Below are 7,907 nucleotides of genomic sequence, written 5' to 3'. Positions count from 1 at the left end.
GCGAGCTCGCGCTCGCCCTGCAGCACGTGCACGCGCACCAGGTTCTGGTTGTCCTCGGTGGTCGAGAACACCTCGCTCTTGCGCGTGGGCACGGTGGTGTTGCGCGGGATGATCTTGGTCATGATCCCGCCCTGTGTCTCGACGCCCAGCGACAGCGGAGTCACGTCGAGCAGGAGCACGTCGGAGGCTTCGCCCTTCAGCACGCCGCCCTGGATCGCGGCGCCCACGGCCACAACCTCGTCGGGGTTCACGCCGCGGTGCGGCGCCTTGCCGAAGATCCTCTCGACCTTGGCCTGCACGGCGGGCATGCGGGTCATGCCGCCGACCAGGATCACGCGGTCGATCTGCTTGGGCTCGAGCCCGGCGTCGGAGAGCGCGGCGCGGCACGGCGGCTCCAGGCGCTCGATCAGCTCGCGCACCAGCTCCTCGAGCTTGCCGCGCGTGAGTGTCTCGCTGAGATGCTTGGGGCCGGCGTCGTCGGCCGCGATGAAGGGCAGGTTCACGTCGGTCTCGTTGGCCGACGACAGCTCCTGCTTGGCGCGCTCGGCGGCTTCCTTGAGTCTCTGCAGGGCCATCGCGTCGCCGCGCAGGTCGCTGCCCGGATTCTTCTCGGCGAACTGCTCGGCCAGCCAGCCCAGCACGACCTGGTCGAAGTCCTCGCCGCCCAGGAACGTGTCGCCGTTGGTCGAGAGCACCTCGAACACCGAGTCACCGATGCGCATGATCGAGACGTCGAACGTGCCGCCGCCCAGGTCGAAGACCGCGATCGTCTCCTGGCGTTCGTTCTCGACCCCGTAGGCCAGCGCCGCGGCGGTGGGCTCGTTGATGATGCGCAGCACGTTCAAGCCCGCGATGCGCCCCGCGTCCTTGGTGGCCTGGCGCTGGGCGTCGTTGAAATAGGCCGGGACCGTGATGACCGCCTCGGTGACTTCCTCGCCGAGATAGTCCTGCGCGGTCTCCTTCATGCGCTTCAGGATCAGCGACGAGATCTCCTCGGGGCTGCATTCCTTGTCGCGCAGCTTCACCCAGGCGTCGCCGCTCTGCGCCTTCGTGATCTGGAAGGGCGAGATCTCGCGGAAGCGCACCACGTTCTCGTCGTCGAAGCGGCGGCCGATCAGGCGCTTCACCGCGAACACCGTGTTCGCCGGGTTGGTGACCGCCTGTCGCTTGGCGATCTGGCCCACCAGCTTCTCGCCGTCCTGGTTGGCCGCGACGATCGAGGGCGTGGTGCGGCTGCCCTCGCTGTTGGCGATGACGACCGGCTCGCCGCGCTCGAGGATCGCGACGCAGCTGTTGGTGGTGCCGAGGTCGATGCCGACGACTCTTCCCATGCCTTCCGTCGCGCGCGCGCCGAAGGTGGGTCAGTGAGTCAGTTACGACTCCTCGGCCACTGCGACCATCGCGGGCCGCAGCATCCGGTCCTTCAGCATGTAGCCCTTCTGGTACACCTCCACGACGCTGCCGGCGGGCTGGTCGTTCCTGGCCACGCGCCGCACCGCCTCGTGGATCTGGGGATCGAAGCTCTGACCGAGAGCCTGGATCTCGGTGACTCCCTGTTTGGTGAGGAGCTGCATCACCGAACGGTAAGTCAGCTCGATCCCTTGCAGAAGGTTGTCAGTGTCGCCGCGCTGCTCCTCCTTGCGGCCGTGCTCCACGGCTCGTTCGAGGTTATCGACGATCGGCAACAGCTCCTTGATCAGATTCTCCCCGCCGTAGTTAAGCAGGTCCTGCCGCTCCTTCAGCGTGCGGCGGCGGAAGTTGTCGAAGTCCGCCGCGAGCCGGAGATAGCGGTCCTTCAGCTCCGCGAGCTCGGCGCCGCCTTGCTCCTGCGTGCCCGCAGGAGTGGGGGCCGGCGGCGCGTCGGCCTTGGGCTCCTCGAGCTCGCTCATCAGCTCTTCGGGTAAGTCGACCTTGGGACCTTTTGGCTCAGTCATCGACTCGTGGTCCCTTCGCCGTCAGACGAGCGCAGGTGCCAGCTTGCCCGACACGTAGCGCACGACCGGGATGATGCGATCGTAGCGCATGCGAACCGGCCCGATCACGCCGAGGCCGCGCAGCGGCGCAGGCCCGAGCTGCTCGGCGATGACCGCGCAGCGCGCGACGCCCGCATCGCCCAGCTCCTCGCCGATGGCCACGCGCACACCGCGCGCGGAGATCAGCTTGTCGAGCAGCGCCAGCAGGCGCTCCTTCTCGTCGAGCGCCCGCAGCACCTCGCGCAGGCGCCCGCCGTCGGCGAACTCGGGCTGGTCGAGGAGCTTGCTGCGGTCCCCCACGTAGAGCTCGGCGGTCGCGGCGCCGCTCACCTCGAGCCCGCGCGCGCCCAGCGCGAGTGTCTCGCGCCAGAGCGCGTCGGAGCGCCGGCGCTCGCCTTCGATCTCGCCCGACAGGCGCACGCGCGCCTCCTCCAGAGTGAGTCCGGCCACCAGCCGCGATAGCTCGGCCGACATCCGGTCGAGCCGGCGCTGGTCGGACTCGCGCTCGTCGAGCAGGCGCGTGCGCACGGCGCCGCCGTCGGACACGAGCAGCGCAGTGACTCGCTCGCTCGACACGCGCACGAAATGGACCTGCACCAGCCGCAGGCGCTCGCGCTCGACCGCCACGGAGAAGCCGAGCTGGCCCGTGATCACGGTCAACAGGTCGGCCGCGCGGCGCAGCGCCTCGGACGAGTCGTCGAGTGACTCGGCCAGGCCCAGCGCGAGCGCCGGCAGGGGCTCGTCCGCGAGCGGCGAGCGCTGCAGCGCGTCGACCCAGAGCCGGAAGGCGGCGTCGGTGGGAATGCGCCCGGCCGAGGTGTGCGGCTGCTCGAGCAGGCCCAGCTCCATGAGCTCGGCCATCGCGCCGCGCACGGTCGCGGACGAGAACGAGAGCTCGCCCAAATCGAGCGCGTCGCGCGAGCCGACCGGCTGTCCCGACTCCACGTAGCCCCGCAGCACCGCCAGCAGCACCTCGCGCAGGCGGGGCGCCAGCTCGCCCAGCTCGGGCGTCTGCGTAAAGCCGCGCGCGCCTTGGAGTTTCACGGCATCGAGGCTAGCCGCGGCCGCGCGCGGGTGTCAACGCCCTGGCGAGGCGGAGAGCGGGCCTCCGACCTCCCCTTCGACGTCGCTCCAGAGGTGCGGAAGGCCGAGCCGCGCGAGCCACGCCGGGCCGGCGTCCTCCTTCAGCATCGCGATCGTCGCCGCGCTGCCCGCGACGACACACAGCTCGGCCGCGACGCTCACGGCCGCCATCCGCCGCACGGGCCAGCCGGTGCGCGGCGACAGGATGTGCCCGTAGCGCACGCCGCCGATCAGGACGCAGCGCTCGTAGTCTCCGCTGCTCGCCAGCGCGCCCCGCTCCAGCGCGACGCGCGAGACCAGCTCGCCCGGGCGACGGGGGTGGCGGATGCCGACGTGCCACGGCCCGCCGTCGGGCCGGGGGCCGATCGCGCCGACGTCCCCGCCGAGGTTCACGAGTCCGCCGCCGGCTCCGAGCTCGCGGCACAGCGCACTCACTCGGTCGACCGCATACTCCTTCACCACGCCGCCGAGGTCGAGCTCCATGCCCGCGCAGGGGAAGGACAGCACGGGGGTCTTCCACGAGACGCGCTGCCAGCCCACTCTCTCGAGCAGCGCCTGCACCTGCCCCGGCTCGGGCAGCGCGTCCTGGCCCTGGAAACGCCAGGCGCGGCGCAGGATGCCCGAGGTCACGTCGAACAGGCCGCCGCTCTCGCGGTGACACGCGTCGGCATAGGCGAGGAGGCTCGCGGTCTCGGGGTCGACGGAGATGCTACCCCCGCGCGCCGCGGTGCGGTTGATCTCGGACAGGAGACTCGACTCGCGGTAGCGCGAGTAGAGCGCCTCGAGTCTCTCGACCTCGGCCGCGGCCTGCTTCGCGACGTCGCGCGCGTGCGGCTCGGAGCGCGCGCACAGCGCGAGCTCGCAGGGCGAGCCCATCGCGCGCCAGACGTGGCGGTAGGGCTCGAGGCCGGGCGCGCTCACAGCTCGATGCTCCAGCGGAGCACCAGCGTGCCACGGCGCTCGAGCTGGAAGCCGTTCTGGTCGTCGAGCAGCGGCTGCAGCCACTCGACCCCGATGCGATTCCCGGAGAGCGAGCGAAACGGCAGGAGCGCGGACGCGCCGATCCCCAGGTCCCAGTACTGGCCGCCGTAGTTGCCCGGGAAGTCCTGGGGGCCCGAGGTGGTGTGCAGCGCGTCGTAGCGGCCCTGGATCGCGCGCTGCATGCCGTAGGTGCCGCGCAGGGTGAACGACAGCCAGTGAGTCGCCGACCAGCCTCCCCATATGCTGGCCTGGAAGACGTCACCGAGCGCGTAGCCTGACTCGTTGGCGTGCTCGAGCCGGGTCACGCCGCCGACCTGCGCGCCCCACGAGAACTGCGCGAGTGCGCCCGTGTAGGTCAGGCTGGGCATGAGGTCCCAGGTCCCGCTGCCGAGCTGCATCATGTAGTGGGTGAAGCCCTGGTCCTGCTGGTGCTCGCGCCGCTCGCGGATGTCGACGGCGCCCGTCGGCGCGCTGAGCCCCAGGCCGAAGTGGACGTGCTGTGTCTCCAAGTCGAGCAGCTTGAAGAGCGCGTACATGCCGATGTCGCCCACGCCGCCGGTCGCGTGATCGTGGGCGTGAAGATCGGGCACCGCGCCCTGGAGCGGCCGCAAATCCATGTCGTTGTCCACGAACTGCGGCATGAGCATGAGGTTCAGCCAGTCGGTCGGGGCGTACATGAGCTCGAGCATGTGCATGTGCATCTCCATCGAGCTCGGCGCCGTGCGGCAGGGCGCGCCCTCGCAGCCCAGCGCGAGCACCTCGGCATCGCTCGCGGAGCGCGAGCCCCGCAAGAGGTCGCCGCGCGCGCTGCTCCACCAGGACTCGTAGGCCACCATGAACGCGCCCGGCCGGGTCAGCATGTGGGCGAGCATGACTCCCGCCGGCGCTGCGGCGTGGAGAAGGTGCTCTTCGTGACCCTCGGCGGCCCGCCCGAACTCGGTCAGCGCGTTGGAGTCGAGCGTGATCGACGCGCCCACCAGGTACGCGTCGTAGTCCGCGAAGCTCGACTCGCCGCCGCCGCCGAGCTTGAGCCCGCCGTCGTGACGGTAGTACTCGAAGCTCGCCGAGAGCCGGACGCCCGGGTCGAGCAGCTTGTCCAGAGTCACTCCTGCGCTGAGCGCGCCGAAGCCCGACAGGCGTTGGTCGCTCGAGTAGCTGGCTGGCAGCCGCCGCGGATCGAAGGGCGTGATCGAGATGATGTCGCCGGTGTCGGGGTCGGACACGACGGTCTGGTAGGCCTGCGGCGTCAGCAGATAGGGAGTGTAGAAGCGGGCGGCGTCCTGCGAGTAGTAGCGGAAGCGCGGAGTCATGGTCCATCCGCGCGGCAGTGGCTGCGCGAGGCTCAGCTCGAAGGTGTGCGCGCCGATACCCCAGTCGTCGCGGAAGTAGCGGTATCCCAGGTGGAGCGAGGCGTCGAGCGGCGCGAGATACTGCACGAAGCGCGTGTCCCAGACCCATTGGCTGCGCGAGCTCGGCCGGCGCTCGAGCAGCGCGTGCACCTGGGCGTAGAAGCCGCCCGGCGGGGCCAGAAACTGCTGCTCGGGATCGATGAATCCGACCTCGACCACTTTGTACGGGTTCGCGAGATAGCCCTGGCTGCGGGTGAAGCCCAGGCTGGTGCTGAAGAACGCGTCCTTGGTCAGCACCTGGTGGAGTCCCGCCTGGAGCGCCCAGTCGGTGCGCTCGTCGCGCAGGCGCCGTTCACCGCTGCCCGGCGAGTTGTGGATGCGGCTGCCGGCGGACGTCACGTCGATGTACGGGACGGCGTCGTGGTCCAGCAGCGCGTCGACGTCGGCGCGCGTGTAGCTCGCGTCGAAGCTCACGCTGGTCCGCTTCTGCGCGAAGTCGAGCGTCCCGCCCAGGCTGCCGTAGCCGGCCTCGTAGTCCTTCTCGAGCGAGCTGCCGCCGCCGGCGCGCAGAGCGAAATCGTCGCCCTCGTACTCGAGCGACAGGTCCATCTGTCTGCGCGCCTCGGGCGACGCCGAGGAGAGCGTGTGCACGAGCCGCGTATCCACGCCGAGGAACTCGCCCAACGAGTTGCGGCGCACGGGCCGCAGGTGCCCGTCGAGAAACAGGTCGCCCTCGATGTACGGCGTTGCGCCGGAAACCCCGTCGGGCTTGGTGGGGTGGTTGCCGCCGAAGACGAGCGGCGCGGTCGCGATCGGGGTCGCGCCGGACCAGGTGTCTTGCGCGTAGGCCACGCCGAGGCGCAGCCGGTCGGTCAAAGTGAGCTTGCCCGACGCGGAGAGACTGTCGACGCGGATCGGATGGAAGTCGCTGTGGATGCCGTCGAGGTCGCGCTTGCCTTCCTGGTACTCGCCGTACTGGAATGCGAAGCCGTCGCCCTCGTCGGCGCGAGAGGTGACTGCCAAACCCGGCAGCATGAGCGCCGCCGCCGTCAGCGCACGCAGTGGCGGCGACGGGCGCGGCGGACGCAGGGCACGCAGGAATGACTCGAGGCGGACCGAGAGCCAGCGGACCAGGCGCCTAGTAGCAGCCGCAGCCATGCCCCTCGCCGAACGACCCGCCGAGCGACGCCTCGCGGCTCATGTAGACGTGCTCGCGCAGCGCGCGCAGCTCGGGCGCGGGCTCCGCGGCCATCTGGGGCTTGGCCAGGCGCTCGCGCTCCCAGGGCGCGACCTCGGTGCAGCCCGCGAGCGCGAGCGCGGCCAGCAGCGTCGCCAGGGCGCGAGTCACCGCGAGCTCTCGGCGAGCAGCTCTCGTGCGCGGGCACGCAGCTCGGGGCCCTCGCCGCTGCGGAAGCCGAGGTAGACGGCGCGAATCACTCCGTGGCGGTCCACGAGATAGCTCGAGGGCATGCCCTGGACTGCGAACTCTCGCGCGCAGCGCCCGCCCGGGTCGAACAGCGGGCTGAAGCTCACGGGGTGCTTGGCGAGGAAGTCACGCGCGTCGGCCGCGTGCTCGTTCACGTTCACCGCCACGACGCGCAGCCCGTCGTCGCCCAGCTCGCGCTGCAGCGCGTCCAGGAACGAGAAAGACTCGATACAGCGCCCGCACCAGGTCGCCCAGAAGTCGACCCAGACCACCTCGCCGCGCAGCGCGCGCAGCTGCTGCATGCCCTGACCCGACAGGGGAGTGAGTGCACAGTCGGGCGCCGGGGCGCCGACGTCGGCGGCGCGGGCAGGGCCCGCCGCGGCGAGGGCGAAGCCGCACGAGGCGGCGCACAGAAGCGTCCGGAAGCTGCTCACGAAACTCCATCGTACCAGCACGTTCCTTCGCCCCGGCCGGGGTGCGACAACATGCCGCGGCCCCGGCGACTTCGAGTGCGATACAAGACGCGACATGAAAACACTTCATCCGATCGCGTTCGCGCTGTCCGTCTCACTTCTCGCCGGAGTCGCCGCCGCCCACACCACGATCCCGACGCAGTCCACCGAGGGCTTGCGTTCGAACGGCTATCTCCGCATCGGTCATGGCTGCGAGGACGGCGCGCGCGACGTGGTCGCGCAGAGCGTCGTGTTCCCCACCGACGCGCCCGTGCTCTCGTCGAGTGACCCCAATCAGACACCGGCGAGCCTGGACCAGGTGATCGAGCAAGGCGGCCTCGCGGGACTCCCGAACCTGGTCCAGGACCGCAGCGTGTTCAATGTGCAATCGGAGAAGACCGACGGAAACGGGAACGCGATCGGCTTCGTCGGCAGCCGGGGTCGGCTGCGCCAGGGCCTGATCGGACAGATCCCCTTCGAGTTCACTGGCCCGAACTTCCTTGCCGAGTCCTGCGCGAAGCGGCTGCTGATCCAGGTTGCGATTGCCGATCTGTGTGCAGTGGGAAGTCAGCCCGTGCGCGGGGACAAGCTCAACCTGTGGATCCCGGACAACGGCTCGCAGCTCGCGACCAAAGGCGCCGCG

At 70.4% G+C, this 7,907-nt stretch carries 8 protein-coding genes; 1 reads left to right on the top strand and 7 read right to left on the bottom strand.

What is annotated here, in order from left to right; genetic code table 11:
• From dnaK to VMR86_06885, 7 genes are all read right to left on the bottom strand, one after another.
• On the bottom strand, positions 1-1,331 hold a 1,331-nt coding region (gene dnaK / locus VMR86_06915), incomplete at its 3' end, for a molecular chaperone DnaK (GenBank protein HTO06773.1).
• 42 nt (positions 1,332-1,373) lie between these two features.
• Positions 1,374-1,934, bottom strand: a complete 561-nt coding sequence (gene grpE / locus VMR86_06910; GenBank protein ID HTO06772.1) for a nucleotide exchange factor GrpE — start codon at positions 1,932-1,934, stop codon at positions 1,374-1,376.
• 21 nt (positions 1,935-1,955) lie between these two features.
• Complete coding sequence (hrcA, locus tag VMR86_06905) at positions 1,956-3,017, bottom strand: heat-inducible transcriptional repressor HrcA (protein ID HTO06771.1); 1,062 nt, start codon at positions 3,015-3,017, stop codon at positions 1,956-1,958.
• Positions 3,018-3,050: 33 nt separating this feature from the next.
• Positions 3,051-3,977, bottom strand: coding sequence for an FAD:protein FMN transferase (locus VMR86_06900; GenBank protein ID HTO06770.1), 927 nt, complete (start codon positions 3,975-3,977; stop codon positions 3,051-3,053).
• A complete protein-coding gene (locus VMR86_06895) occupies positions 3,974-6,448 on the bottom strand; it encodes a DUF3570 domain-containing protein (GenBank protein ID HTO06769.1) in 2,475 nt (824 codons plus the stop codon). Before VMR86_06895 ends, VMR86_06900 begins: the two co-directional genes overlap by 4 nt.
• A gap of 76 nt (positions 6,449-6,524) precedes the next feature.
• The gene (locus VMR86_06890) at positions 6,525-6,734 is read right to left on the bottom strand and encodes a DUF4266 domain-containing protein (protein ID HTO06768.1); all 210 of its coding nucleotides are present in this window, start codon (positions 6,732-6,734) and stop codon (positions 6,525-6,527) included.
• Positions 6,731-7,246, bottom strand: coding sequence for a TlpA disulfide reductase family protein (locus VMR86_06885; GenBank protein ID HTO06767.1), 516 nt, complete (start codon positions 7,244-7,246; stop codon positions 6,731-6,733). Before VMR86_06885 ends, VMR86_06890 begins: the two co-directional genes overlap by 4 nt.
• A 94-nt stretch (positions 7,247-7,340) precedes the next feature.
• Between VMR86_06885 and VMR86_06880 the strand changes: the two genes are divergently transcribed.
• Positions 7,341-7,907: hypothetical protein (locus VMR86_06880; GenBank protein HTO06766.1), on the top strand; the 567-nt coding region annotated here is incomplete at its 3' end.

The sequence above is a fragment of the Myxococcota bacterium genome (assembly GCA_035498015.1).
Classification (GTDB): domain Bacteria; phylum Myxococcota_A; class UBA9160; order SZUA-336; family SZUA-336; genus VGRW01.
Note: the sequence above shows the minus strand (reverse complement) of the source record. Positions and strands in the feature narration are given on the sequence as shown.

What these genes read in the sequence shown, in the direction of transcription:
- grpE (HTO06772.1), bottom strand. Translation starts at nt 1,934, where the DNA reads ATGACTGAGCCAAAAGGTCCCAAGGTCGACTTACCCGAAGAGCTGATG.